Source organism: Streptomyces sp. NPDC002742 (genome assembly GCF_042888885.1).
Classification (GTDB): domain Bacteria; phylum Actinomycetota; class Actinomycetes; order Streptomycetales; family Streptomycetaceae; genus Streptomyces.
In genome coordinates, this window is the sequence record NZ_JBIAQF010000018.1 from 16,701 (window position 1) to 41,315 (window position 24,615).

A 24,615-nucleotide genomic window follows, 5' to 3' on the forward strand; every position below is an offset into this window, starting at 1 on the left:
TCCGCACCCCGGACTCGGCCCCGCACCCGCCGCAGCTCGCCCCGATCACCCGGCCCGGCCCGCGTCCGGCCGGCGCCCCCGGCAGACACTCCAGCCTCCGACGGGCCGCGCCCCCGCCCTCGACGCGCCGCGCGCCCTGCCCCGGACGGGCCACGCGCCCCACGTGTCCCGCGCCACACATCTCGCCGCGCAAGGGGCCGCTCGGCGGCCGCCGAGGCTCGGCAACCCCCCTGCCACCGGAAGCGCAATGCCCGAATTACCCGTCATGCCGCCTTGATGACCCTTGGTCTCGTGAATTGAGTCACCAGCGAGCCGGTGTGCCGCCTCGCGTCGCCACCCGACCAACCCCTTCGCCAAAGGCAAGTTGAGGATCGAATTCCGGCACAATCGGACTTTTCCCCCTCGCCCTAACCAGGCTAAATCGATCTTCGCAGCCAAATCTGGCCTTGTTCCGGACATGTGCTCTCGCATACGTTCTCGTCGATCCCGGGCGGATTCGCCGAATCCTGCCGCCGCCCGGAAACCCACCCACCCACGCACGGCAGGAGCGGGGGAACCACAGGTAAGCCGCCGATCCGGACACACCGGACCGGCTAGGGGTGAAGCCGCGCTCACGACGCGGCCGGGCATCTCCCGCCCGAACCCGACAGCTCACCTCGCAGGCGTCGGAGAGGACATTTCGTCATGCCCGTAGGCAAGCACCGCCGTACGAAGACCAACGTCATCACTCGCGGCATGATCGCCGCCGGAACCGGTGGCATCGCCCTCGCCCTCCCGCTCGTGAGCGCGACCGGCGCCCAGGCCGCGACCCCGGCCCAGGCTCCCCAGCTCGCGAAGGCCGCCCACACCGCGGTGATCCCCAACGTGCAGCTCATCACCTACAAGGTGATCGCGGGCGACACCCTGTCCAAGGTGGCGCAGAAGCACCCCGAGAGCGGCGGCTGGAAGAAGCTGTACACGGCGAACCGCGCGGTCATCGGCGGCAACCCCGCCGTGATCCGTCCGGGCCTGAAGCTGACCGTGGGCACGAAGAAGCTCAAGTCGACGGTCGTGAGCACCACGGCGAAGGCGACCCCGGCCGTCGCCAAGTCCACGGTGGCCACCGCCACCCAGGCCTCCCTCACGACGTACGCCAACAACCTCGACGGCTGGATCAAGCAGTCCCTGGACGTCATGGGCAAGGCGGGCATTCCGGGCAGCTACAACGGCATCTACCGCAACGTGATGCGCGAGTCCTCCGGCAACCCCAACGCCATCAACAACTGGGACTCCAACGCCGCCGCGGGCATCCCCTCCAAGGGTCTGCTCCAGGTCATCGACCCCACGTTCCGGGCCTTCCACGTCCCCGGCACCTCGATGAACATCTACGACCCGGTCGCGAACATCACCGCTGCCTGCAACTACGCGGCCAAGACCTACGGCTCCATCGACAACGTCAACGGCGCCTACTGATCACACCCCGGTCCTCTCGGCTTCGCCCGCACCCGCCGGCGGCACCTTCTCGGTGCCGCCGGCGGGTGCGTCGCCGCTCCTAGAAGCCGAAGAGGCGCTCCAGGACCACCGCGATTCCGTCGTCCTCGTTCGACAGGGTGACCTCGTCGGCCACCGCCTTCAGTTCCGGGTGGGCGTTGGCCATCGCCACACCGCGCGCGGCCCAGTCGAACATCGGGATGTCGTTGGGCATGTCACCGAAGGCGAGAGTCGTGGCCGCGGTGAGTCCGAGGTGCGCGGCCGCGAGAGCGAGTCCAGTCGCCTTGGTCACCCCGCATGGCTGGAGTTCGACGGTGCCGGGCCCGGACATGGTGACCGTCGCCAGCGAACCGACCACTCCGCGTGCCGCACATGCCAACTCGTCGTCGGACAACGACGGGTGACGGAGCAGCACCTTGCTGATCGGCTCCGTCCAGAGGTCGTCCCGGCGTGGCACCCGCACCGCCGGCAGGGTCGGATGCGGCATCACATACCCCGGCTCGATGAGCGTCAGCCCGTCCACGCCGTCCTGGTCGACCGCCGCGTACAGCAGCCCGACCTCCGCCTCGATCTTGCCGAGCGCCGTCTCCGCCAGTTCCCTGTCCAGGGTCACCGACCACAGCATGCGGTCCGCCCCGGCGTCGTACAGCTGCGCCCCCTGCCCGCACACCGCCAGTCCCTCACCGCCGAGTTCATCGAGGAGCGGTCGCACGCGCGGTGCGGGGCGGCCCGTCACCACGAGATGCCGCGCACCTGCCTGGATCACCTTCGCCAACGCGGCGCGTGACCTGTCGGAGAGTGTGTCGTCGCCGCGCAGCAGCGTTCCGTCCAGGTCAGTGGCGATGAGTGAATATGCAGTCGGAGCGGCCATGATCCGAAGAATACGGATCGAACGACTCATCGGCCCGGCGTGAACCGGACGACGTCCGGTATCCCGTCAGCAACGCCGTTCACCGTACGGTGGTAAGCGCGTTACGACCGCTTCGGATCACGCAAGGTCAGCTTCCGCCCACACCGACTTTCCCGCACACGACCGACCACAACACCCCAACACAGCCTGGCGACAAGCCAACTCGGTGACGGACCAACTCGGTGACAGGCCGCCCCGATGGCAGGCCGGCCCACCGGCCGACTCGGTGACGGCACACACCGCTGCGGGAATCACCGAGGAGCATCGACAAGTCCGAGGAGAGACATGCCTGTTGAGTCCGCGGCCCGGCTTCCCGGCCCATCCGGCGCGGTGACCCCGTTCCGGCAACATCTGCGCACCGCCGCCGAAGCCGTGATCCGGCGCTTCCCCGACTCCCTGCGGTCCGAGATCTACGCCCTCTCCTTCCGGATCTGGCGGATCGACGGCGACGAGCGCCACCCGTACGTGGCCATCGGCTACAACACCGAAACCCAGTACGGGCAGGAGACCTATCCGGAGGACCCGGGCGAGGCCCGTTGGAACTACGCCCTGTGGCTGCTGGACGGTTTCGAGATGCTGGGCAACATCCCCGAAGACCCCGTCGGCAGCCCGTTGTACGTGGACGAGGTCAGCGAGCTGGGGATCTGGTTCGACGGCGACTACGGCTTCCTCGCGATGGATCTGCCGGAGGAACTGGAGGACGAACTGGACGCAAAGTCCGACCTTCTCCGGCTCCACTTCCACGACGCCGCCATCGACCTCGCCCGCCGCCTCCACGCGGATGGCGTCCTCACGGAGATCTTCGGACGCGCTCTCCCCGTCGTCGTCTTCGACATGGACGACCCCGGGTGGGAGATCGAGGCCACCGAAGCCGCCAACCCACCCGGGATCATCGCGGACTTCATGGCCTGGCAGCGGGGCGCCATCGACGAAAGCGAACCGACGGCCGGGGAGTTCTTCGCGGAGAAACCCTGAGGCCCGTAACGCCCGTCCTGGCGGCGGGACGGGCGCCCCGAGCCGTTCCCGCCCCGGCGGCCAGGCCCGAACCGCCCCCACCTCGACGGTCAGGCCCCGAACCCGACGCCCGAAGGCAACCAGCCCTCCGAGGGCCGGACCGCCCCGCCCACACCCATGCCCCACGCCGACGCCTATGCCCCATACCGACGCCTATGCCCCATGTCCATGCCGCACGGGGAGGGCCAAGCCGGAATTGCCGCGCCCGACGAGGTCAATTCGGACATTGCAAACTCTTTAGGCCCTGCCACAGCAGGTCACTGCCCCGTAACGTGTGCCCTGACCACATGAAACGCGTGGAACGCATGGATCACATGGCGAGTACGAATCCGAAAGCGAGGCACCAACCGATGCCCCCCTTCGATGTCCCCGAGGGCGATCCCTTCGGCCCGCACAACCTTCCGTACGGCGTGTTCTCCCTGGTGGGCGCGACCGGTGCCGCCGAGCGGCGCGTCGGCGTACGGCTCGGGGACCACGTCCTCGACGCGGGCGCCGCGGCCCGCGCGCTCGGCTCCCCGTACGCCGGGCTGCTCGCGCAGCCGACCCTCGACCCGCTGCTCGCCGCGGGCCGCACCGCCTGGTCCGATGTCCGGCGCGCGCTGACGGCCTGGGTGACCGTCCCGGCCCACCGGGAGACCCTCGCTCCCCATTTCCACCCGCTCTCCGACGTGACGCTGCACCTCCCGTTCACCGTCGCGGACTACGTCGACTTCTACGCCTCCGAGAACCACGCCCGGAACGTCGGCCAGATCTTCCGCCCCGACGCGGCCGACTCCCTCACGCCCAACTGGAAGCACCTGCCGATCGGCTATCACGGCCGCTCCGGCACGGTCGTGGTCTCCGGCACGGACGTCGTACGCCCGTCGGGCCAGCGCAAGGCCCCGGCGGACGCCGCCCCCGTCTTCGGCCCCTCGATCCGCCTGGACATCGAGGCGGAGGTCGGCTTCGTGGTCGGCACCCCTTCGGAACAGGGCCGGCCGGTGCGGCTTGGCGACTACCGAGACCACGTCTTCGGCGTCTGCCTCCTCAACGACTGGTCGGCGCGGGACATCCAGGCCTGGGAGTACGTTCCCCTGGGCCCCTTCCTCGGCAAGTCCTTCGCCACATCCGTGTCGGCGTGGATCACCCCGCTCGACGCCCTCGACGAGGCCCGCGTCGCTCCTCCCGCCCGCACGCACCCCCTTCTCCCGTATCTCGACGACGCCTCCGAGGACCCGGGCGGCTACGACCTCCGGATCTCCGTCGCCATCAACGGCCACGTCGTCTCCGAACCGCCCTTCTCCACCATGTACTGGACGGCCGCGCAGCAACTGGCCCACATGACGGTCAACGGCGCCTCCCTGCGCACCGGTGACCTCTACGGCTCCGGAACCGTCAGCGGCCCCTCCGAGGGCGAACGCGGCTCCCTGCTCGAACTCACCTGGAACGGGCGCGACGCGCTCGAACTCCCCGACGGCAAGCGCACGTTCCTGGAGGACGGCGACGAGGTCACTCTGACGGCCTGGGCCCCCGGGCCGGGCGGGACCCGGGTGGGCCTCGGCGAGGTCCGGGGCCGCATCACGCAGGCCGTCCCCCAGTAGTGATCCCCGGCAGGGGGCACCAGCGGTAACGAGGTCCGTGTCACGGTGGCCAGGTTCCTGGCCACCGTGCCCCCGGTGAGCGGAGCGGGGAGACCCCGACGGCTCGACCGCCTGGCGCCCTTGCCCGAACCGATCGGCCGGTGGCGGTACCGCCACTGCCGATCAGCCGCCCGCCGTCCCGCCCGGTACGAATCGGCCGCCCGCCGTCCCGCCCGGTACGAATCGGCCGCCCGCCGTCCCGCCCGGTACGAATCGGCCGCCCGCCGTCCGACCCGGTGCCGCTACATCCAGTCCTCGGGTTCCGGCTCCTGGTCCAGCTCGGGCCAGTCCGGGTCCGGTCCCGCGGCGACCGCCGGAACCGGTGCGGCCACGGGTCTGCCGACGGCCGGCGGCGCCGTGGGTGTGCCTGCGGCCGGCTGGGCCGCCGGTGTACCGCCGCCCAGCGAGGCGAGCACCCCGATGACCCCCTCCCCGTACGTCGCCAGCTTCTTCTCGCCCACCCCGCTGATGCCGCCGAGGTCCTTCACCGAGGTGGGCCACACCGTGGCGATCTCCCGCAGCGTGGCGTCGTGGAAGATCACGTACGCCGGGACGCCCTGCTCACGCGCCTGCTCGCCCCGCCAGGAACGCAACGCTTCGAACGCGGGGACGAGCTCGGCGGGCAGTTCGGCGGCCGCGGCCTTGGCCTTGCGTTCGCCCTTGGGTGCCGACGACCGGGACGCGGCCGGCTTCGGCGCCTCCTTGCGCATCGGCACATCTCGCTCCCGCCGCAGCACCGTTCCACTGGCGTCGGTCAGCACCAGGGTGCCGTATTCGCCCTCGACCGCGATCAGCCCCTGGGCCAGCATCTGCCGTACGACACCCCGCCATTCGGCCTCCGCCAGCTCCTCGCCGATACCGAAGACGGACAGCTGGTCGTGGTCGAACTGGATCACCTTGGCGGTCTTGCGCCCCAGCAGGATGTCGACGATCTGGCCCGCGCCGAACTTCTGCCCCCGCTCGCGCTGGAGCCGTACCACCGTGGACAGCAGCTTCTGTGCCGCGACCGTGCCGTCCCAGGTCTCCGGGGGTGTCAGACAGGTGTCGCAGTTGCCGCAGGCCGGGGTGTTCGGGTCCTGGCCGAAGTAGGCAAGGAGCTGGGAGCGCCGGCACTGGGCCGTCTCGCACAGGGCGAGCATCGAGTCCAGATGGGCGGCGGCCCGGCGTCTGAACGCCTCGTCGCCCTCCGAGCCCTGGATCATCTTGCGCTGCTGGACCACGTCCTGAAGGCCGTATGCCATCCAGGCCGTGGACGGGAGCCCGTCACGGCCGGCGCGACCCGTCTCCTGGTAGTAGCCCTCGACCGACTTCGGCAGGTCGAGGTGGGCGACGAACCGTACGTCCGGCTTGTCGATGCCCATGCCGAAGGCGATCGTGGCGACCACCACCAGGCCCTCCTCCCGCAGGAAGCGGGACTGGTGCGCGGCACGGGTGCCCGAGTCCAGGCCCGCGTGGTACGGCACCGCCTCGACGCCGTTGCGGGAGAGGAACTCGGCCGTCTTCTCCACCGAGTTGCGCGAGAGGCAGTACACGATGCCCGCGTCGCCCGCGTGCTCCTCGCGCAGGAAGGACAGCAGCTGCTTCTTCGGCTCGGCCTTGGGGACGATCCGGTACTGGATGTTGGGGCGGTCGAAGCTCGCCTCGAAGTGGCGGGCCGTGGGCATGCCCAGGCGCTGGGTGATCTCCTTGTGCGTAGCACGCGTGGCCGTGGCCGTCAGCGCGAGGCGCGGGACGTCCGGCCAGCGCTCGCCGAGCAGCGAGAGCGCCAGATAGTCGGGACGGAAGTCGTGACCCCACTGGGCCACGCAGTGCGCCTCGTCGATCGCGAAGACCGAGATCTTCCCACGGGACAGCAGGTCGAGCGTGCTGTCCAGACGCAGCCGCTCCGGGGCCAGATAGAGCAGGTCCAGCTCTCCGGCCAGGAACTCCGCCTCGGTCACGCGCCGCTCGTCGAAGTCCTGAGTGGAGTTCATGAACCCGGCGCGCACGCCCAGCGCCCGCAGCGCGTCGACCTGGTCCTGCATGAGCGCGATGAGCGGGGAGACCACGATGCCCGTACCCGGTCTGACCAGGGAGGGAATCTGGTAGCACAGGGATTTTCCGCCACCGGTCGGCATCAGGACGACGGCGTCACCGCCCGCCACCACGTGCTCGATGATCGCTTCCTGCTCACCGCGGAATGCGTCGTACCCGAAGACCCGGTGGAGGGTGGCCAGTGCCTCACTCTCGCCCAGCGTCTCCGTCGCGTCCGCTTCGGTCATCACACCCGTCCCGCCCATCGTTCCGTCCCCCGTACGTCGCGCCTCGACCACTGCGTCCACGATAGGGGTCCGCACCGACAGTCCGAGAGTTGTCCACAGGCTGCGAGGGACCGGCTTCCCTACGTACCGGGGTGCGGCGCGCGTCTCACTCCCCTGCACGGCGCGCCCCGCGCGTTTTCAACCCGTTGGCCCCGCCCGCATGGCGGCGCTCGGTGGCCGAGGGCCATGCTGCTCGGGCGGGAGGAGGGGGCCCGCAGCCGACGGACCCGCGCCGTCCGTACGCCTCTCTCGCGTCTCTAGGAGCCTTCGCATGTCCCAGCGCCCTCTCAGGACCGCCATCACCCTCATGACAGCCGCTGCCGCCTCGCTCGCCCTGTCCGCCGTGCCCGCCCCGGCCTCGGACGGCCCGGCCGGCCGGAAGGAAATCCGGGACCTGGTCACGGCGTACATGGCCAGCGTCAAGTACCGCGACGAGAAGGTCGCCCTCGCCGACGGATACGTCCCCCATCAGTGCTCCACGGATCCCGCGGGACACGGCAGCATGGGCTACCACTACTTCAACGAGTCCCGCTACGGCTCGCTCGACCCGGCGAAGCCCGCGGCCCTCCTCTTCGAGGACGGGAAGGACGGGAAGCGCAAACTGGCGGGGGTGGAGTGGATCGTGCTGGACTCGGACCAGAACATGAAGACCACCAAGGACCGGCCCTCGATGTTCGGCGGTCAGAAGTTCGATGGTCCGATGCCGGGTCACTACCCCGGTATGCCTGTCCACTACGACCTGCACGTCTGGCTCTGGAAGCACAACCCCAGCGGCCTGTTCAACCGCTGGAACCCCAGGGTGAAGTGCCCGGCCGCCCCGGCGCAGTCCCACTCGTCCGGCACAACCCACTCCGAATCGTCGGGCAAGGCCCCATCCGCGGCGCAGGGCAAGGCTCCCTCCGCGGCGCCGGGCAAGGCTCCTTCTGGGGCGTCGGGCAAGGCTCCCTCCGGCTCGTCGGCCGCCGCCCACACCGCCCACTGAGAACGGCTCGGGCCCGCTCCCTTCGAAGGGAGCGGGCCCGAGCCGCGCAAGGTCCCGCTCAGCGCACGAAGACCCCGGCCTGGCTCGCCAGGTTCAGGAAGTACTGCGGCGCCACACCCAGCACCAGCGTGACCGCCACGCCCACCGCGATGGCCGTCGTGGTCAGCGGCGACGGCACGGCGACCGTCGGCCCCTCGGGCTTCGGCTCGCTGAAGAACATCAGCACGATCACGCGGATGTAGAAGAACGCCGCGATCGCCGACGAGATCACACCGACGACGACCAGTGCGCCCGCGCCGCCCTCGGCCGCCGCCTTGAACACGGCGAACTTTCCGGCGAAGCCCGAGGTGAGCGGGATACCAGCGAAGGCCAGCAGGAAGACCGCGAACACCGCGGCCACCAGGGGTGACCTGCGTCCGAGACCCGCCCACTTGGACAGGTGCGTGGCCTCGCCGCCCGCGTCCCGCACGAGCGTGACGACGGCGAAGGCGCCGATCGTGACGAACGAGTACGCGCCCAGGTAGAAGAGGACCGACGAGACACCGTCCGGCGAGGTCGCGATGACACCCGCGAGGATGAATCCGGCGTGCGCGATCGACGAGTACGCCAGGAGCCGCTTGATGTCCGTCTGGGTGATCGCCACGATCGCACCGCCCAGCATGGTGACGATGGCCACGGCCCACATGACCGGCCGCCAGTCCCAGCGCAGGCCCGGCAGGACGACGTACAGCAGGCGCAGCAGCGCGCCGAACGCGGCCACCTTCGTCGCCGCCGCCATGAAGCCGGTGACCGGGGTCGGCGCACCCTGGTAGACGTCCGGTGTCCACATGTGGAAGGGCACCGCGCCGACCTTGAAGAGCAGGCCCATGACGACCAGGGCCATACCGATGAGCAGCAGTACGTCGTTGCCCATGGTGCCGGCGAGCGCCGGGTCGACGTTCGTGACCGTGCCGTCGACGACGTGCGCGATCGTCGCGTACGACACCGAGCCCGCGTAGCCGTACAGCAGGGCGATGCCGAAGAGCGTGAACGCGGAGGCGAAGGCACCGAGCAGGAAGTACTTGACCGCCGCCTCCTGCGACATGAGCCGCTTGCGGCGGGCCACGGCGCACAGGAGGTACAGCGGGAGGGAGAAGACCTCCAGCGCGATGAACAGGGTCAGCAGGTCGTTGGCCGACGGGAAGACCAGCATGCCGCTGATCGCGAAGAGCAGCAGCGGGAACACCTCGGTGGTGGTGAACCCGGCCTTCACGGCGGCCTTCTCGCTGTCGCTGCCGGGCACGGACGCGGCCTGTGCGGCGAAGGAGTCGACCCGGTTCCCGTGCGCCTCGGGGTCGAGGCGCCGCTCGGCGAAGGTGAAGACGCCGAGGATGCCGGCCAGCAGGATCGTGCCCTGGAGGAACAGGGACGGTCCGTCGACCGCGATCGCGCCCATCGCCGCGATGTGCGCCTTTGTCGTGCCGTATCCGCCCGCCGCGAGCGCGACGACCGCGGCGAAAGCCGCGGCCAGTGCCACGACGGCGACGAACACCTGCGTGTAGTAACGCGACTTGCGCGGCACGAAGGCCTCGACCAGAACTCCGATGACCGCCGCGCCGATGACGATCAAGGTGGGCGACAATTGCCCATATTCGATCTTCGGCGCGTTGATCTTGGAGATCGGCTCGGCCGCGGTTGCCGCCGTTGTCCACAGACTGTGGACGGCTGATGCGCTCACTTGGCCGCCTCCACCGCGGGCTGGGGGTCCGTCTTGTGTACATCTGACATGGTCTGCTTGACCGCCGGGTTGACGATGTCGGTGACCGGCTTCGGGAAGACGCCCAGGAAGATCAGAAGAGCGATCAACGGAGCGACCACCAGGAGCTCGCGCACCCTGAGGTCCGGCATCTCGGCCACCTCGGCCTTGACCGGGCCCGTCATCGTCCGCTGGTAGAGGACGAGGGTGTAGAGCGCGGCGAGGACGATGCCGAAGGTGGCGACGATGCCGACGGCCGGGTAGCGCTCGAACGCGCCCACCAGGACCAGGAATTCACTCACGAAGGGCGCGAGGCCGGGAAGCGACAGCGTCGCGAGGCCGCCGATGAGGAAGGTGCCCGCGAGCACCGGGGCGACCTTCTGCACCCCTCCGTAGTCGGCGATCAGACGCGAGCCGCGCCGCGAGATCAGGAAGCCCGCCACCAGCATCAGGGCGGCGGTCGAGATCCCGTGGTTGACCATGTAGAGCGTGGCGCCCGACTGGCCCTGACTGGTCATCGCGAAGATGCCCAGGATGATGAACCCGAAGTGCGAGATCGACGCGTAGGCGACCAGTCGCTTGATGTCCCGCTGTCCGACCGCGAGCAGCGCCCCGTAGATGATGCTGATCAGTGCCAGGACGAGGATCACGGGCGTCGCCCACTTGCTCGCCTCCGGGAAGAGCTGGAGGCAGAAGCGGAGCATCGCGAAGGTGCCGACCTTGTCGACGACCGCCGTGATCAGCACGGCGACCGGCGCGGTGGCCTCACCCATCGCGTTGGGCAGCCAGGTGTGCAGCGGCCACAGGGGCGCCTTCACCGCGAAGGCGAAGAAGAAGCCGAGGAAGAGCCACCGCTCGGTGCTGGTCGCCATGTGCAGCGACCCGTTGGCCCGGGCCTGGACGATCTCCTGCAGGGAGAAGCTTCCGGCCACCACGTAGAGGCCGATGACGGCGGCCAGCATGATCAGGCCGCCGACCAGGTTGTAGAGGAGGAACTTCACCGCGGCGTACGAGCGCTGGGTCGCCGCCACCTCGTCCCCGTGCTCGTGGGCACGGTCCCCGAAGCCGCCGATCAGGAAGTACATCGGGATCAGCATGGCTTCGAAGAAGATGTAGAAGAGGAAGACGTCCGTGGCCTCGAAGGAGATGATCACCATCGCCTCGACGGCCAGGATCAGGGCGAAGAAACCCTGGGTCGGACGCCAGCGCCTGCTTCCGGTCTCGTGCGGGTCGGCGTCGTGCCAGCCCGCCAGGATCACGAACGGCATCAGCAGAGCGGTGAGCGCGACGAGCACCACCCCGATCCCGTCCACGCCCAGTTGGTAACTCACCCCGAAGTCCGGGATCCAGGCGTGGGATTCGGTGAGCTGGTAACGGTCGCCGCCGGGGTCGAAACGCACCAGGGTGACCGCGGCGAGCACCAGGGTACCGAGGGAGACCAGCAGCGCCAGCCACTTGGCGGCGACGCGCCGCGCGGCCGGCACGGCGGCCGTGGCGATCGCCCCGAGGGCCGGGAGCGCCGCCGTCGCTGTCAGCAGAGGAAAGGACATCGGTATCAGACCGCCCTCATCAGCAGGGTCGCGGCGACGATGATCGCCGCACCGCCGAACATCGAGACCGCGTAACTGCGCGCATAGCCGTTCTGCAGCTTGCGCAGCCGCCCGGAGAGGCCGCCCACCGAGGCGGCCGTCCCGTTGACGACTCCGTCGACCAAGGTGTGGTCGACGTACACCAGGGAGCGGGTGAGGTGCTCACCGCCGCGCACCAGCACGACATGGTTGAAGTCGTCCTGGTACAGGTCGCGTCGGGCCGCCCGGGTGAGCAGGGAGCCGCGCGGGGCGACAACCGGTACGGAGCTGCGGCCGTACTGGAGGTAGGCGATGCCGGCGCCGACGACCAGCAGAACCATGGTCGCCAGGGTGACCGTGAGCGCGCTCACGGGCGAGTCGCCCTCCGAGTGCCCGGTGACCGGCTCCAGCCAGTTCAGGAAGCGGTCGCCGATGCTGAAGTAGGCGCCCGCGAACACCGACCCGAAGGCCAGCACGATCATCGGGATCGTCATGGACCGGGGCGACTCGTGCGGGTGCGGCTCATGGCCGTCCGCGTCGGGCTGCCAGCGCTTCTCCCCGAAGAAGGTCATGATCATCACGCGTGTCATGTAGTACGCGGTGATCGCCGCGCCCAGCAGGGTCACGCTGCCGAGGATCCAGCCCTCGGTGCCGCCCTTGGCGAAGGCAGCTTCGATGATCTTGTCCTTGGAGAAGAAGCCGGACAGGCCCGGGAATCCGATGATCGCGAGATAGCCGAGACCGAAGGTCACGAACGTGATCGGCATGTACTTCCTGAGGCCGCCGAACTTCCTCATGTCGACCTCGTCGTTCATGCCGTGCATGACCGAACCGGCGCCGAGGAAGAGACCGGCCTTGAAGAAGCCGTGCGTCACCAGGTGCATGATCGCCCAGACGTAGCCGATGGGGCCGAGGCCCGCCGCCAGCACCATGTAGCCGATCTGCGACATGGTCGAGCCGGCCAGCGCCTTCTTGATGTCGTCCTTCGCGCAACCGACGATCGCACCGAACAGGAGCGTGACCCCGCCCACGACGGTGACGACGAGCTGGGCGTCCGGCGCCGCGTTGAAGACGGCGGCCGAGCGCACGATCAGGTACACACCCGCGGTCACCATGGTGGCGGCGTGGATGAGGGCCGAGACCGGGGTCGGGCCCTCCATCGCGTCCCCGAGCCAGGACTGCAGCGGCACCTGGGCGGATTTGCCGCAGGCCGCGAGCAGCAGCATCAGGGCGATGGCCGTGAGCTTGCCCTGGGTGGCGTCCCCGGCCACTCCGGGGTGCCCTTCGGAGCCGAGCAGGGGGCCGAAGGCGAAGGTCCCGAACGTCGTGAACATCAGCATGATGGCGATGGACAGACCCATGTCGCCGACGCGGTTGACCAGGAAGGCCTTCTTGGCGGCGGTGGCCGCGCTGGGCTTGTGCTGCCAGAAGCCGATCAGCAGGTACGAGGCGAGACCGACGCCCTCCCAGCCGACGTACAGCAGAAGGTAGTTGTCGGCGAGGACGAGCAGCAGCATCGCCGCCAGGAACAGGTTCAGATAGCCGAAGAAGCGGCGGCGGCGCTCGTCGTGCTCCATGTACCCGATCGAGTACAGGTGGATCAGCGAGCCGACGCCGGTGATCAGCAGGACGAACGTCATCGACAGCTGGTCGAGCTGGAAGCCGACGTCCGCCCGGAAGTCTCCGACGGCGATCCAGCTGTACAGATGCTGCGTGAAGGTCCGGTCCTCAGGACCCTTCCCCAGCATGTCGGCGAAGAGCACGGCGGCGATCACGAAGGAGGCGGCCGCGAACGCGGTGCCGATCCACTGTCCGACGGCGTCGAGCCGCCGTCCGCCGCACAGCAGGACGACCGCTCCGAGCAGAGGCGCCGCTACCAGCAGCGCAATCAGGTTCTCCACGATTCAGCGACCCCTTACAGCTTCATCAGGCTGGCGTCGTCGACCGAGGCCGAGTGGCGGGAACGGAACAGCGACACGATGATCGCGAGCCCGACCACGACCTCCGCGGCGGCGACGACCATCGTGAAGAAGGCGATGATCTGGCCGTCGAGATTGCCGTGCATCCGGGAGAAGGCCACGAAGGTGAGGTTGCAGGCGTTGAGCATCAGCTCGATGCACATGAACACCACGATCGCGTTCCTTCTGATCAGCACACCGGTGGCGCCGATCGTGAACAACAGGGCGGCGAGATAGAGGTAGTTGACCGGATTCACTTGGACGCCTCCTCCGGCTTCGTGCGCTCCAGGCGCTCCTCGGCGCGCTGCTCCAGCGCCTTGAGATCGTTCAGCGCCTGGGCCGACACGTCACGGATCTGCCCGCGGTCGCGCAGCGTCTTGCTGACGGTCAGCTCGGACGGAGTGCCGTCCGGAAGCAGGCCCGCGATGTCCACCGCGTTGTGCCGGGCGTAGACACCCGGTGCCGGCAGCGGTGGTACGTGCTTGCCCTCGCGTACGCGCTGCTCGGACAGCTCGCGCTGGGTCTTGGGCCGCTCGGTGCGCTCGCGGTGCGTCAGCACCATGGCGCCGACGGCGGCCGTGATGAGCAGGGCGCCGGTGATCTCGAAGGCGAACACGTACTTCGTGAAGATGAGGGCGGCGAGGCCCTCCACGTTGCCGTTCGCGTTCGCCTTGGCCAGGCCGTCGAAGTCCTTGATCGACGCGTTGCCGATTCCGGCGAACAGCAGGACTCCGAAGCCGACTCCGCAGACCAGGGCCAGCCAGCGCTGCCCCTTGATGGTCTCCTTCAGCGAGTCCGCCGCGGTGACACCGACGAGCATGACGACGAAGAGGAAGAGCATCATGATCGCGCCGGTGTAGACGACGATCTGGACGATGCCCAGGAAGTACGCGCCGTTGGCGAGGTAGAACACCGCCAGGATGATCATGGTCCCGGCGAGGCACAGCGCGCTGTGCACGGCCTTCCGCATGAAGACGGTGCACAGGGCGCCGATCACCGCGACGGTACCGAGGACCCAGAACTGGAATGCCTCTCCGGTGGAGGTGGAGTACGCGGCCAGGTCGGTCATGCCTTCTCCCCCTCTCCGGCCGCCGCGCCCGACGGACTCGCCGAGGGGCGCGACTCACCCTTGGAGACGGCCACCTGGCGCTCGGTGCCGGGCGCCGCCTCGGTCACCAGGCCCAGGTAGTAGTCCTGCTCGTCCGTGCCCGGGAAGATCGAGTGCGGTGTCTCGACCATTCCTTCCTCGAGTCCGGCGAGCAGCTGCTCCTTGGTGTAGATCAGGTTGGCGCGGCTGCTGTCGGCGAGCTCGAACTCGTTCGTCATCGTCAGCGCGCGCGTGGGGCACGCCTCGATGCACAGGCCGCACAGGATGCAGCGGGCGTAGTTGATCTGGTAGACGCGGCCGTAGCGCTCGCCCGGGGAGTAGCGCTCCTCCTCGGTGTTGTCCGCGCCTTCCACATAGATGGCGTCCGCGGGGCAGGCCCAGGCGCACAGCTCGCAGCCGACGCACTTCTCCAGGCCGTCGGGATGGCGGTTGAGCTGGTGCCGGCCGTGGAACCGCGGCGCGGTGGTCTTCTGCTGCTCCGGGTACTGCTCGGTCAGCCGCTTCTTGAACATGGCCTTGAAGGTCACGCCGAAACCGGCGACGGGGTTCTGGAAACCCGGTTTGGTCTCCTTCGGCTCCTCAGCCATCGGACCCCTCCTTTCCGTCACGAGATCCGGTAACCGGTCCATCACTCGCAGTATCGGACCCGCCACTGACAACCAGCTCCCGCTCGTGGCGCGGACGGCGCCGCGGTACTGGCGGCAGCTCCTGGCCGGGCAGCGGGGGCACGGGGAATCCACCGGCCATCGGGTCGAAGGCGGCGGGCTCGGCGGGTGTCTCCTGAGCCCCCTGCTTGTCGCGGAAGATGTCCGCCACGAACGACAGCAACAGGAGGACGAGGACGCCTCCGCCGACGTACAGGGCGATGTTCGCGAAGGCGACGTGCTCGTTGCGCAGCGTCCGTACCGTCGCGACGAGCATCAGCCAGACCACGGAAACCGGGATGAGTACCTTCCAGCCGAGCTTCATCAGCTGGTCGTAGCGGACGCGCGGCAGCGTGCCGCGCAGCCAGATGAAGAAGAACAGCAGAAGCTGCACCTTCACCACGAACCAGAGCATCGGCCACCAGCCGTGGTTGGCGCCCTCCCAGAAGCTGCTGATCGGCCACGGGGCCCGCCAGCCGCCCAGGAAGAGCGTCGTCGCCACGGCCGAGACCGTCACCATGTTCACGTACTCGGCGAGCATGAACAGCGCGAACTTGATCGACGAGTACTCGGTGTTGAAGCCGCCGACGAGGTCGCCCTCGGACTCCGGCATGTCGAAGGGGGCCCGGTTGGTCTCGCCGATCATCGTCACGATGTAGATGAGGAACGAGACCGGCAGCAGGACGATGTACCAGCGGTCGTGCTGCTGCTCGACGATCGTCGAGGTCGACATCGACCCGGAGTAGAGGAACACCGAGGCGAACGCGGCACCCATGGCGATCTCGTACGAGATCATCTGCGCGCAGGACCGCAGACCGCCCAGCAGCGGATAGGTGGATCCGGAACTCCAGCCGGCGAGCACGATCCCGTAGATGCCCACCGAGGCCACCGCGAGGATGTAGAGCATCGCGATCGGCAGGTCGGTGAGCTGCATGGTGGTGCGCTGGCCGAAGATCGAGACCTCGTCGTCCGCGGGCCCGAAGGGGATCACCGCGATCGCCATGAAGGCCGGGATTGCCGCGACGATCGGCGCGAGGACGTAGACCACCTTGTCCGCGCGCTTGACGATGAGGTCTTCCTTGAGCATCAGCTTCACGCCGTCGGCGAGCGACTGGAGCATTCCCCAGGGCCCGTGCCGGTTGGGGCCGATGCGCAACTGCATCCAGGCGACGACCTTGCGCTCCCACACGATGGAGAAGAGCACGGTCACCATCAGGAAGGCGAAGCAGAACACCGCCTTGACGACGACCAGCCACCAGGGGTCATGGCCGAACATCGAGAGGTCTTCAGCTGAGAGGTACGGCGTCATGCCTCCACCTCCTTGGGGGCCTCGGCGGCGATCGTCGCCGGGCCGATGCGGACGAGTGCGCCGGGCAGCGCCCCGGTGTCGGAGGCGACGCCCCCACCGGTCGAGTTCAGCGGGAGCCAGACCACGCGGTCGGGCATCTCGGTGATCAGCAGCGGGAGTTCGGCCACTCCGGCGGGACCCGTCACGGCGAGGGCGTCGCCGTCCTTGACCCCGGCCTCGGCGGCCGTGGCGGCCGACACGCGCGCGTGCGCGGCGTGCCGGGTCCCCGCGAGCGCTTCGTCGCCCTCCTGGAGACGCCCCCGGTCGAGCAGCAGCCGGTGCCCGGCCAACACGGCCTCGCCGGCGGCCGGACGGGGCAACTGCACCCCGGTCTCCAGGGGTTCGGTGGCCCGCGGACCGTCCCAGGCGCCGAGCCGGTCGAGTTCCGCGCGCGTGGTGCGCAGATCCGGCAGCCCCAGGTGTACGTCCATCGCGTCGGCCAGCATCTGCAGGACGCGCGCGTCGGTGGGTGCCAGGCGCCGGGTCATCTGGTCGGGCTTGAGGGCCGCCTCGAAGGAGCGGACCCGGCCTTCCCAGTTGAGGAAGCTTCCGGCCTTCTCGGCGACCGCGGCGACCGGCAGGACGACGTCCGCGTGCTCGGTGACCTCACTGGGCCGCAGTTCGAGCGACACCAGGAAGCCCACCTCGGACAGTGCCGCACGCGCGCGTGCGGGGTCGGGAAGGTCGGCGACCTCCACGCCCGCGACCACCAGGGCCCGCAGTTCGCCGCCGGCGGCCGCCTCCACGATCTGGCCGGTGTCCCGGCCGTAGCGGTGCGGGAGTTCGGAGACGCCCCAGGCGACCGCGACCTCGTCCCGCGCGCGCGGGTCGGTGGCCGGGCGTCCGCCGGGCAGCAGCGAGGGAAGCGCGCCCGCCTCGATCGCGCCGCGCTCCCCGGCCCGGCGCGGGATCCACACCAGCCGGGCGCCGGTGGCGGTGGCGGCCCGCACGGCGGCGGTCAGCCCGCCCGCCACGGCGGCCAGCCGCTCACCGACGGCGATCACCGCGCCCTCGGCGCGCAGCGCCTCGGCCGCCTTGGCCCCGTCGCCCTCCAGGCCGACGCCGCTCGCGAGCGCGTCCAGCCATTCGGTCTCGGTACCGGGCGCGGCCGGAAGCAGTGTGCCGCCCGCCTTCTCCAGGCCGCGTGTGGCGTGTGTGGCGAGGGAGAAGGTCTTCTGCCCGTGCCCGCGCCATGCCTTGCGCAGCCGCAGGAAGACGCCGGGCGCCTCCTCCTCCGACTCGAAGCCCGCCAGCAGAACCGCGGGCGCCTTCTCCAGAGAGGTGTACGTGACGCCCGTACTGTCGAGGTCCCGGCCGCGTCCGGCGACCCGGGCGGCCAGGAAGTCGGCCTCCTCGGAGCTGTGCACGCGCGCGCGGAAGTCGATGTCGTTCGTGTCGAGGGCCACGCGCGCGAACTTGCTGTACGCGTAGGCGTCCTCGACCGTGAGCCGGCCGCCGGTGAGGACTCCGGCCCTGCCGCGGGCCGCCGTCAGTCCCTGAGCGGCGGCCTCCAGGGCCTCCGGCCAGGAAGCGGGCTCGAGGACGCCCTCCGCGTTGCGCACCAGGGGCGTGTCGAGGCGGTCGCGCTGCTGCGCGTACCGGAACCCGAACCGCCCCTTGTCACAGAGCCATTCCTCGTTGACCTCGGGGTCCGGAGCCGCGAGGCGCCGCATCACCTTGCCGCGCCGGTGGTCGGTGCGCGTCGCGCAGCCGCCGGAGCAGTGTTCGCACACGGAGTGCGAGGAGATGAGGTCGAAGGGGCGCGAGCGGAAGCGATACGCCGCCGACGTGAGCGCGCCCACCGGGCAGATCTGGATCGTGTTCCCGGAGAAGTACGACTCGAACTTGTCGCCGTCACCGGTGCCGACCTGCTGGAGCGCGCCCCGCTCGATCAGCTCGATCATGGGGTCGCCCGCGATCTGGTTGGAGAAGCGGGTGCAGCGGGCGCACAGGACGCACCGCTCGCGGTCCAGCAGCACCTGTGTGGAGATGGGGACGGGCTTCTCGTACGTCCGCTTCTTGCCCTCGAACCGGGAATCGGCCTGGCCGTGCGACATCGCCTGGTTCTGCAGGGGGCACTCGCCGCCCTTGTCGCAGACCGGGCAGTCCAGCGGGTGGTTGATGAGCAACAGCTCCATCACACCGTGCTGTGCCTTCTCGGCGACCGGCGAGGTGAGTTGAGTCTTGACGACCATCCCGTCCGTACAGGTGATCGTGCAGGACGCCATGGGCTTGCGCTGGCCCTCGACCTCGACGATGCACTGGCGGCAGGCGCCGGCCGGGTCGAGGAGCGGGTGGTCGCAGAACCGGGGGATCTCGATGCCGAGTTGTTCGGCGGCCCGGATGACGAGGGTGCCCTTGGGCACGCTCATCTCGATGCCGTCGATCGTCAGCGAGACGAGATCCTCCGGCGGGACCGCCGCTTCCCCGCCTCCGGAGGGAGCGCTGGTGGTCACTGTCATGCGTTCACCTCCGTGTGCTTGTCCGCCCAGGCCGTGGACCTGGCCGGGTCGAAGGGGCAGCCGCGGCCCGTGATGTGCTGCTCGTACTCCTCGCGGAAGTACTTGAGCGAGGAGAAGATCGGCGAGGCGGCACCGTCGCCGAGGGCGCAGAAGGACTTGCCGTTGATGTTGTCTGCGATGTCGTTGAGCTTGTCGAGGTCGGACATTGCGCCCTTGCCGGCCTCGATGTCCCGCAGCAACTGCACGAGCCAGTACGTCCCCTCACGGCAGGGCGTGCACTTGCCGCAGGACTCGTGGGCGTAGAACTCGGTCCAGCGGGTGACGGCGCGGACGACACAGGTCGTCTCGTCGAAGCACTGGAGTGCTTTCGTGCCGAGCATGGAACCCGCGGCGCCCACTCCTTCGTAATCAAGGGGGACGTCGAGATGCTCGTCGGTGAACATCGGGGTCGAGGAGCCGCCCGGCGTCCAGAACTTCAGCCGGTGACCGGGACGCATCCCGCCGCTCATGCCGAGGAGTTGACGCAGCGTGATGCCGAGCGGTGCCTCGTACTGGCCGGGACTGGCGACATGGCCGCTGAGTGAGTAGAGCGTGAAGCCCGGAGACTTCTCGCTTCCCATCGACCTGAACCATTCCTTGCCATTTTGGAGAATTGCGGGAACTGACGCGATCGACTCGACGTTATTTACAACAGTTGGACACGCATAGAGGCCCGCGACAGCGGGGAAAGGGGGACGGAGCCGCGGTTGACCACGGCGGCCTTCGAGCGAGTCGAGCAGCGCGGTCTCCTCACCGCAGATGTACGCGCCGGCGCCCGCGTGCACGGTGAGCTGGAGGTCGAGTCCGCTGCCCAGGATGTTCTCGCCGAGGTAGCCCGCCGCGTAGGCCTCACGTACGGCCTCGTGCAACCGCCGCAGTACGGGGACCACTTCACCGCGGAGATAGATGAAGGCATGCGAAGACCGGATGGCATAGCACGCGATCACAATGCCCTCGATGAGGCTGTGCGGGTTCGCGAAGAGGAGCGGGATGTCCTTGCAGGTTCCCGGTTCCGATTCGTCGGCGTTGACAACTAGATAGTGAGGTTTGCCATCTCCCTGCGGAATGAACTGCCATTTCATTCCGGTCGGGAAGCCGGCACCGCCACGGCCACGCAGTCCGGAGTCCTTGACGTAGGCGATCAGGTCGTCCGGCGACATGGCGAGTGCCTTGCGCAGGCCCTCGTACCCCTCGTGCCTTCGGTAGACGTCCAGCGACCAGGACCTGTCCTCGTCCCAGAAGGCCGACAGCACGGGTGCGAGCAGCTTTTCGGGACTTGTCTCGTTGATCTCGGCTGCCAAGGTCATCACTCCCCCTCCTCTGCCACGGGACCCGCCGGGTGGGACGGGTCGGAGGCCGACGTGTCCTGCGGCGCGTCGTGCGAGCTCGGGTGCTCGGCGGGCCGCTGGTTCTGAGGTGCCCCTCCGCCTCGCGGGTGCACCACGCGCGCGGGGGCGCTCTCCCCCTTGGCCAGGCGCAGTCCCACCAGTGAGGCGTGGCCCGCGCTCCCGCCGGCTTCCACCGCGCCCTCGCGCTCGTCGGGGAAGCCCGCGAGGATCCGGGCGGTGTCCTTGAAGGTGCACAGCCGGGCACCTCGGGTCGGGTCGACGTCCTCTCCCGCGCGCAGGTCGTCGACGAGACGCTTGGCCGAGTCCACGGTCTGGTTGTCGAAGAACTCCCAGTTGACCATCACGACCGGCGCGAAGTCGCAGGCCGCGTTGCACTCGATGTGCTCCAGGGTGACCTTGCCGTCACCGGTGGTCTCTCCGTTGCCGACCCCCAGGTGATCCTGGAGGGCCTCGAAGATGGCGTCGCCGCCCATGACGGCACACAGGGTGTTGGTGCAGACACCCACCTGATAGTCACCGCTCGGCTTGCGCCGGTACATCGAGTAGAAGGTCGCGACCGCGGTGACCTCGGCCGTCGTCAGACCCAGTACCTCCGCGCAGAACCGCTGTCCCGTGCGCGTGACGTGGCCCTCCTGCGACTGCACGAGATGCAGCAACGGAAGGAGCGCCGAGCGGGAGTCGGGGTAGCGGGCGATGATCTCGCGCGCGTCCGCCTCCAGCCGGGCCCGGACATCGGCCGGGTAGTCGGGCGCGGGCAGTTGGGGCATGCCCAGGCTGACGCCCTCGGGGGTGGTGGTCACCGGTCGACGCCTCCCATCACGGGGTCGATGGACGCGACAGCGACGATGACGTCGGCGACCTGGCCGCCTTCGCACATCGCCGCCATGGCCTGCAGGTTGGTGAAGGACGGGTCCCGGAAGTGGACCCGGTAGGGACGGGTGCCTCCGTCGGAGACGACGTGCACCCCTAGCTCGCCCTTGGGCGACTCGACCGCCGCGTACGCCTGTCCCGGCGGCACGCGGAAGCCCTCGGTCACCAGCTTGAAGTGGTGGATCAAGGCCTCCATGGAGGTGCCCATGATCTTCTTGATGTGGTCGAGCGAGTTGCCGAGACCGTCGGGGCCGAGCGCGAGCTGGGCGGGCCAGGCGATCTTCTTGTCGGCGACCATGACCGGCCCGGGCTGCAGCCGGTCCAGACACTGCTCGATGATCCGCAGCGACTGGCGCATCTCCTCCAGGCGGATCAGGAAGCGCCCGTAGGAGTCGCAGGTGTCGGCGGTCGGGACCTCGAAGTCATAGGTCTCGTAGCCGCAGTACGGCTGCGTCTTGCGCAGGTCGTGCGGCAGGCCCGCCGAGCGCAGGACCGGGCCGGTGGCACCGAGCGCCATGCAGCCGGCCAGGTCGAGGTAGCCGACGTCCTGCATACGGGCCTTGAAGATGGGGTTCCCGGTGGCGAGCTTGTCGTACTCGGGAAGGTTCTTCGTCATCTTCTTCACGAACTCGCGGATCTGGTCCACGGCGCCCGGGGGCAGGTCCTGGGCGAGTCCGCCGGGGCGGATGTACGCGTGGTTCATCCGCAGGCCGGTGATCAGCTCGTAGATGTCGAGGATGAGCTCACGGTCACGGAAGCCGTAGATCATGATCGTGGTGGCGCCCAGCTCCATGCCTCCGGTGGCGATGCACACCAGATGGGAGGAGAGTCGGTTCAGCTCCATGAGGAGCACGCGGATGATCGTGGCGCGGTCCGTGATCTCGTCCGTGATGCCGAGGAGCTTCTCGACGGCGAGGCAGTACGCGGTCTCGTTGAAGAACGGCGTCAGGTAGTCCATGCGCGTCACGAACGTGGTGCCCTGGGTCCACGTGCGGAACTCGAGGTTCTTCTCGATACCGGTGTGGAGGTAGCCGATACCGCAGCGGGCCTCGGTGACCGTCTCGCCGTCGATCTCCAGGATGAGCCGGAGCACGCCGTGGGTGGACGGGTGCTGAGGACCCATGTTGACGATGATGCGCTCGTCGTCGGACTTGGCCGCCGACTGGGCGATCTCGTCCCAGTCGCCGCCGGTGACCGTATATACGGTGCCCTCGGTCGTCTCGCGGGCCGAGGCGGCTGACGCCCCGGAAGGGGTCTGCGTGCTCATGAGTACGACCTCCGCTGGTCCGGAGCCGGGATCTGGGCGCCCTTGTACTCGACGGGGATGCCGCCGAGGGGGTAGTCCTTGCGCTGCGGGTGGCCCTGCCAGTCGTCCGGCATCATGATCCGCGTCAGTGCCGGGTGACCGTCGAAGATCAGCCCGAAGAAGTCGTACGTCTCGCGCTCGTGCCAGTCGTTCGTCGGATAGACGGAGACGAGCGAGGGGACGTGCGGGTCCGCGTCGGGGGCGCTGACCTCCAGGCGGATCAGCCGGTTGTGGGTGATCGAGCGCAGGTGGTAGACGGCGTGCAGCTCGCGGCCCTTGTCGTGCGGGTAGTGGACGCCGGAGACGCCCGTGCACAGCTCGAACCGTAGGGCCGGGTCGTCACGCAGGGTCTGGGCGACGACGAGCAGGTACTCGCGTTCGACGTGGAACGTGATCTCGTCACGGTCGACGACCGTCTTGTCGATCACGTTCTCCGGGACGAGTCCCTGCTCCTCCAGGGCGCCCTCCAGTTCGTCGGCCACCTCGTCGAACCAGCCGCCGTAGGGGCGGGCGGCCGCGCCGGGGAGCCGGATCGAGCGGACCAGGCCGCCGTAGCCGGAGGTGTCGCCGCCGTTCTCGGCGCCGAACATGCCGCGCTGGACGCGGATCTCCTCGCCCTTGTCGCCCCGCTGACCGGGAAGGTTGGAGGCGCCGAGGTCCTTCTCGGGGTTGACCCCGTTGCCGTTCGCGTCGCTCACCGCAGCAGGCCCTTCATCTCGATGATGGGAAGCGCCTTGAGCGCCGCTTCCTCCGCCTCGCGGGCCGCGTCCTCGGCGTTCACGCCGAGCTTGGAGCTCTGGATCTTCTGGTGGAGCTTGAGAATCGCGTCCATCAGCATCTCGGGCCGCGGCGGACATCCGGGCAAATAGATGTCGACCGGGACGATGTGGTCGACGCCCTGCACAATGGCGTAGTTGTTGAACATTCCGCCCGATGACGCACAAACCCCCATGGAGATCACCCACTTGGGATTGGGCATCTGGTCGTAGACCTGTCGAAGCACCGGCGCCATCTTCTGGCTCACCCGGCCGGCCACGATCATCAGGTCGGCCTGGCGGGGCGACCCGCGGAAGACCTCCATACCGAAGCGCGCCAGGTCGTAACGCCCGGCGCCGGTCGTCATCATCTCGATGGCACAGCAGGCGAGTCCGAACGTCGCGGGGAAGACGGACGCCTTGCGCACCCAGCCCGCGGCCTGCTCGACGGTGGTCAGCAGGAATCCGCTCGGCAGCTTTTCTTCGAGTCCCATGTCTTAAAGGCCCCTCAGTCCCATTCCAGGCCGCCGCGCCGCCATACGTACGCGTACGCCACGAAGACGGTGAGCACGAAGAGCAGCATCTCCACGAGCCCGAAAACACCCAGGGCGTCGAAGGTGACGGCCCAGGGGTAGAGGAAGACGATCTCGATGTCGAAGACGATGAAGAGCATCGCCGTCAGGTAGTACTTGATGGGAAAACGCCCGCCGCCGACCGGCGTGGGGGTCGGCTCGATGCCGCACTCGTACGCGTCGAGCTTGGCGCGGTTGTACCGCTTCGGACCGATCAGCGTGGCCATGACCACGGAGAAGATCGCAAAGCCTGCCCCGAGGGCTCCCAGTACGAGGATCGGCGCATACGCGTTCACGCTCCTCGCTCCTCTCAGTCGGCACTGACTGGTGGCGGTTTCGGCGAGCCTGCACCCCTGCCTCGCCAGCACCGCGAACCCCGCCCGTCCCGGCGAAGATCACGGACATGTGAAGCAGGTCACAAGCCCAACTGCCTCGCATCTTATGCCCGCCGGTCTGTGATCTGCGACACGGGGTATTGCACAAGCTTTGTGATCTCCACCACCTGACGAACGATCATGAAGTCGGATGAGCAGTGATCTTCACACGCGAAGCGTCAGGTCGATCACCAGATGTGACATTTTCGCTCATCACCGCAGGCCCGGAGGG

At 68.8% G+C, this 24,615-nt stretch carries 20 protein-coding genes and 1 riboswitch; of the genes, 4 read left to right on the forward strand and 16 right to left on the reverse strand.

All coding sequences use genetic code 11. The features are described from left to right. Positions 1-519 precede the first annotated feature (519 nt). A riboswitch (cyclic di-AMP (ydaO/yuaA leader) is annotated at positions 520-680 on the forward strand. 4 nt (positions 681-684) lie between these two features. Further along, the gene (locus tag ACFYW8_RS29000; RefSeq protein WP_365878042.1) at positions 685-1,452 is read left to right on the forward strand and encodes a LysM peptidoglycan-binding domain-containing protein; all 768 of its coding nucleotides are present in this window, start codon (positions 685-687) and stop codon (positions 1,450-1,452) included. A 79-nt stretch (positions 1,453-1,531) separates the two neighbouring features. Here the strand turns inward: ACFYW8_RS29000 and ACFYW8_RS29005 are convergent, their stop codons facing one another. Next, positions 1,532-2,341, reverse strand: coding sequence for an HAD family hydrolase (locus tag ACFYW8_RS29005; RefSeq protein WP_365878044.1), 810 nt, complete (start codon positions 2,339-2,341; stop codon positions 1,532-1,534). A gap of 324 nt (positions 2,342-2,665) precedes the next feature. Here ACFYW8_RS29005 and ACFYW8_RS29010 point away from each other — a divergent pair, with 324 nt between their 5' ends. Beyond that, positions 2,666-3,355 (forward strand): hypothetical protein, encoded by a 690-nt coding sequence (locus ACFYW8_RS29010; protein ID WP_389082815.1) that lies wholly within the window; start codon positions 2,666-2,668, stop codon positions 3,353-3,355. Positions 3,356-3,744: 389 nt separating this feature from the next. Continuing rightward, a complete protein-coding gene (fahA, locus tag ACFYW8_RS29015; protein ID WP_389082820.1) occupies positions 3,745-4,974 on the forward strand; it encodes a fumarylacetoacetase in 1,230 nt (409 codons plus the stop codon). A 281-nt stretch (positions 4,975-5,255) separates the two neighbouring features. Here fahA and recQ read toward each other — a convergent pair whose 3' ends face one another. After that, positions 5,256-7,292: a DNA helicase RecQ gene (gene recQ / locus ACFYW8_RS29020; RefSeq protein WP_389083382.1), complete on the reverse strand. Its 2,037-nt coding sequence runs from the start codon at positions 7,290-7,292 to the stop codon at positions 5,256-5,258. A gap of 292 nt (positions 7,293-7,584) precedes the next feature. Between recQ and ACFYW8_RS29025 the strand changes: the two genes are divergently transcribed. Next, positions 7,585-8,295 carry a hypothetical protein gene (locus ACFYW8_RS29025; protein ID WP_389082825.1) on the forward strand — a complete coding sequence of 237 codons (711 nt, stop codon included), beginning with the start codon at positions 7,585-7,587 and terminating at the stop codon, positions 8,293-8,295. 58 nt (positions 8,296-8,353) lie between these two features. On the opposite strand, the gene nuoN is transcribed toward ACFYW8_RS29025, so the two are convergent. From nuoN to ACFYW8_RS29095, 14 genes are read right to left on the reverse strand one after another with little or no spacing between them, the layout of a single operon-like run. Next, positions 8,354-10,012 carry an NADH-quinone oxidoreductase subunit NuoN gene (gene nuoN / locus ACFYW8_RS29030; RefSeq protein ID WP_389082829.1) on the reverse strand — a complete coding sequence of 553 codons (1,659 nt, stop codon included), beginning with the start codon at positions 10,010-10,012 and terminating at the stop codon, positions 8,354-8,356. Next, entirely contained in the window at positions 10,009-11,580 is a 1,572-nt protein-coding gene (locus ACFYW8_RS29035) for an NADH-quinone oxidoreductase subunit M (protein ID WP_365878054.1), read from the reverse strand. Before ACFYW8_RS29035 ends, nuoN begins: the two co-directional genes overlap by 4 nt. Positions 11,581-11,585: 5 nt before the next feature. After that, positions 11,586-13,499, reverse strand: coding sequence for an NADH-quinone oxidoreductase subunit L (gene nuoL / locus ACFYW8_RS29040; RefSeq protein WP_365878056.1), 1,914 nt, complete (start codon positions 13,497-13,499; stop codon positions 11,586-11,588). Positions 13,500-13,513: 14 nt separating this feature from the next. Next, the gene (gene nuoK, locus ACFYW8_RS29045; protein ID WP_261704931.1) at positions 13,514-13,813 is read right to left on the reverse strand and encodes an NADH-quinone oxidoreductase subunit NuoK; all 300 of its coding nucleotides are present in this window, start codon (positions 13,811-13,813) and stop codon (positions 13,514-13,516) included. Further along, a complete protein-coding gene (locus ACFYW8_RS29050; protein ID WP_365878058.1) occupies positions 13,810-14,625 on the reverse strand; it encodes an NADH-quinone oxidoreductase subunit J in 816 nt (271 codons plus the stop codon). The genes nuoK and ACFYW8_RS29050 overlap by 4 nt, the downstream gene beginning before the upstream one ends. Continuing rightward, positions 14,622-15,251, reverse strand: a complete 630-nt coding sequence (nuoI, locus tag ACFYW8_RS29055; protein WP_365878060.1) for an NADH-quinone oxidoreductase subunit NuoI — start codon at positions 15,249-15,251, stop codon at positions 14,622-14,624. The genes ACFYW8_RS29050 and nuoI overlap by 4 nt, the downstream gene beginning before the upstream one ends. After that, positions 15,244-16,617: an NADH-quinone oxidoreductase subunit NuoH gene (gene nuoH, locus ACFYW8_RS29060; protein ID WP_389082843.1), complete on the reverse strand. Its 1,374-nt coding sequence runs from the start codon at positions 16,615-16,617 to the stop codon at positions 15,244-15,246. The genes nuoI and nuoH overlap by 8 nt, the downstream gene beginning before the upstream one ends. Beyond that, positions 16,614-19,118, reverse strand: coding sequence for an NADH-quinone oxidoreductase subunit G (locus tag ACFYW8_RS29065; RefSeq protein ID WP_389082849.1), 2,505 nt, complete (start codon positions 19,116-19,118; stop codon positions 16,614-16,616). Before ACFYW8_RS29065 ends, nuoH begins: the two co-directional genes overlap by 4 nt. Further along, positions 19,115-20,467, reverse strand: a complete 1,353-nt coding sequence (nuoF, locus tag ACFYW8_RS29070) for an NADH-quinone oxidoreductase subunit NuoF (protein WP_389082853.1) — start codon at positions 20,465-20,467, stop codon at positions 19,115-19,117. Before nuoF ends, ACFYW8_RS29065 begins: the two co-directional genes overlap by 4 nt. Continuing rightward, a complete protein-coding gene (gene nuoE, locus ACFYW8_RS29075) occupies positions 20,464-21,273 on the reverse strand; it encodes an NADH-quinone oxidoreductase subunit NuoE (RefSeq protein ID WP_365878261.1) in 810 nt (269 codons plus the stop codon). The genes nuoF and nuoE overlap by 4 nt, the downstream gene beginning before the upstream one ends. 29 nt (positions 21,274-21,302) lie before the next feature. Further along, the gene (locus ACFYW8_RS29080) at positions 21,303-22,643 is read right to left on the reverse strand and encodes an NADH-quinone oxidoreductase subunit D (RefSeq protein WP_365878068.1); all 1,341 of its coding nucleotides are present in this window, start codon (positions 22,641-22,643) and stop codon (positions 21,303-21,305) included. Next, positions 22,640-23,380 carry an NADH-quinone oxidoreductase subunit C gene (locus ACFYW8_RS29085; protein ID WP_389082862.1) on the reverse strand — a complete coding sequence of 247 codons (741 nt, stop codon included), beginning with the start codon at positions 23,378-23,380 and terminating at the stop codon, positions 22,640-22,642. The genes ACFYW8_RS29080 and ACFYW8_RS29085 overlap by 4 nt, the downstream gene beginning before the upstream one ends. Continuing rightward, a complete protein-coding gene (locus ACFYW8_RS29090) occupies positions 23,377-23,931 on the reverse strand; it encodes an NADH-quinone oxidoreductase subunit B family protein (protein ID WP_369480592.1) in 555 nt (184 codons plus the stop codon). Before ACFYW8_RS29090 ends, ACFYW8_RS29085 begins: the two co-directional genes overlap by 4 nt. Positions 23,932-23,945: 14 nt before the next feature. After that, positions 23,946-24,305: an NADH-quinone oxidoreductase subunit A gene (locus tag ACFYW8_RS29095; protein ID WP_037627175.1), complete on the reverse strand. Its 360-nt coding sequence runs from the start codon at positions 24,303-24,305 to the stop codon at positions 23,946-23,948. Positions 24,306-24,615 lie beyond the last annotated feature (310 nt).

Bases quoted from the DNA above. Each gene is read 5' to 3' on its own strand.
- ACFYW8_RS29000 (WP_365878042.1), top strand. From the start codon at position 685: ATGCCCGTAGGCAAGCACCGCCGTACGAAGACCAACGTCATCACTCGC.
- ACFYW8_RS29005 (WP_365878044.1), bottom strand. From the start codon at position 2,341: ATGGCCGCTCCGACTGCATATTCACTCATCGCCACTGACCTGGACGGA.
- ACFYW8_RS29010 (WP_389082815.1), top strand. From the start codon at position 2,666: ATGCCTGTTGAGTCCGCGGCCCGGCTTCCCGGCCCATCCGGCGCGGTG.
- fahA (WP_389082820.1), top strand. From the start codon at position 3,745: ATGCCCCCCTTCGATGTCCCCGAGGGCGATCCCTTCGGCCCGCACAAC.
- recQ (WP_389083382.1), bottom strand. From the start codon at position 7,292: ATGGGCGGGACGGGTGTGATGACCGAAGCGGACGCGACGGAGACGCTG.
- ACFYW8_RS29025 (WP_389082825.1), top strand. From the start codon at position 7,585: ATGTCCCAGCGCCCTCTCAGGACCGCCATCACCCTCATGACAGCCGCT.
- ACFYW8_RS29035 (WP_365878054.1), bottom strand. From the start codon at position 11,580: ATGTCCTTTCCTCTGCTGACAGCGACGGCGGCGCTCCCGGCCCTCGGG.
- ACFYW8_RS29050 (WP_365878058.1), bottom strand. From the start codon at position 14,625: ATGACCGACCTGGCCGCGTACTCCACCTCCACCGGAGAGGCATTCCAG.
- nuoI (WP_365878060.1), bottom strand. From the start codon at position 15,251: ATGGCTGAGGAGCCGAAGGAGACCAAACCGGGTTTCCAGAACCCCGTC.
- nuoH (WP_389082843.1), bottom strand. From the start codon at position 16,617: ATGACGCCGTACCTCTCAGCTGAAGACCTCTCGATGTTCGGCCATGAC.
- ACFYW8_RS29065 (WP_389082849.1), bottom strand. From the start codon at position 19,118: ATGACAGTGACCACCAGCGCTCCCTCCGGAGGCGGGGAAGCGGCGGTC.
- nuoE (WP_365878261.1), bottom strand. From the start codon at position 21,273: ATGCCCCAACTGCCCGCGCCCGACTACCCGGCCGATGTCCGGGCCCGG.
- ACFYW8_RS29080 (WP_365878068.1), bottom strand. From the start codon at position 22,643: ATGAGCACGCAGACCCCTTCCGGGGCGTCAGCCGCCTCGGCCCGCGAG.
- ACFYW8_RS29090 (WP_369480592.1), bottom strand. From the start codon at position 23,931: ATGGGACTCGAAGAAAAGCTGCCGAGCGGATTCCTGCTGACCACCGTC.